Consider the following 1,250-nt stretch of genomic DNA (forward strand, 5'->3'; position numbering starts at 1 on the left):
ACACAGCGAGCCATTGCCCGTCCTGGCTGTCGTTCTCCAGATACACGTCCGGCCCGTAAATTGCGCGGTACTGCGCTTTGAGCGCGTTCAGCACATCCGCGTAGCTCGGCGCGTGAATGCCCGTGGCATCAATCGTGACGGAAAGGGTCATCAGACATATTCACCATTGTCGGGCCATAGATCGTGTCGATGTCCGCCTGAATCGACAATGCGCGCGTGTTCGGGTCAAAGGTGCGTACATAGCGGTTGATGCGCGTGACGCCTTCCGTCCCCAGAATCCGCTCCCGAATCGTCCAGTCGACCGCCTCCCGCGCGGACTGGCCGAGCACGCGCGACGCCCACGGCGTCCCGTCCGATGTATCCAAAAACCATTCGCCGAACCGCAACGCCAGACGGGTTTTGACCGCCTGCGCAACGGCTTCCGGCGTATCCTGTTCAAAGTCACTCAAACCACGTCCGAAGGCATAATCACCCGCGGCGTCGAGTCGTCGATAACGCATTCAATGTTTTCCTTAAGCCACGGGGCCGGACGTTCCGCCGCCCGGTTCAACGCCGCTGTGCGTATGCGTGTCATCGATTCGTTTGCCGTTCACGCTGACCTGCCCGTTCTGAATCTCAAGATTTCCATTGATCACCGCCGTTGCACGCTCACCACCGCGGCCAGAAAGTCCAGACAGATAGGTCAACAGCGCATGCACGCACACTTGCCCCAGAAAGTCCGCCGTCGGCGCATCCACTTCCAGGCCACCCGGCGCGGCCATCTTGATCTTTTGCGTTGCAGGGTTCAGTTCAATATAAGTCGCGCCATCGTCACTGCGTAACTGAACGGCCTGCGTGTGTATGCCCTTGATCTTTGTCTGTTGCGAGAACGGCCCGATGAACGCAAAGCCATCCGACAAATCATGCCGGCGCGGTTCCATCGGTCGTTGAACGCCGCCCGATTGCCACCAGCCATCGATGCAGCGGGACGCGAACACCACCACGCACTCATCGCCTTTTTGAACCGGAAAGGTCAGCGTGCAGCCGCCGCCGCGCGGAAAGAACACCGGTACATCGCCGAGCAGCGGCAGCTCCACCGCTTCCGTGCGAACCGTGGCCGTTTCACGATCCAGCCGGCGCACGACGCCCTGAATCGCGGGCCGCACGGTGACGGTCAGCGCGTGCGCGTCGAATGACTGCACAATACCGGGCAGCGCCGTCCAGACGTTGATCAGTGCGCCATGAATCGCAGCGCGCAGCGCTTCCTGCGC

2 protein-coding genes are annotated in these 1,250 nt (G+C 61.2%); both read right to left on the reverse strand.

What is annotated here, in order from left to right; translation table 11 throughout:
* Window positions 1–128: 128 nt before the first annotated feature.
* Window positions 129–500, reverse strand: coding sequence for a contractile injection system sheath initiator (locus CAGGBEG34_RS00085; RefSeq protein WP_006681925.1), 372 nt, complete (start codon window positions 498–500; stop codon window positions 129–131).
* Window positions 501–512: 12 nt separating this feature from the next.
* Window positions 513–1,250 (reverse strand): Gp138 family membrane-puncturing spike protein (locus CAGGBEG34_RS00090; RefSeq protein ID WP_275226104.1); only part of this gene is annotated, 738 nt, incomplete at its 5' end.

The organism is Candidatus Glomeribacter gigasporarum BEG34, from assembly GCF_000227585.1.
Classification (GTDB): domain Bacteria; phylum Pseudomonadota; class Gammaproteobacteria; order Burkholderiales; family Burkholderiaceae; genus Glomeribacter; species Glomeribacter gigasporarum_B.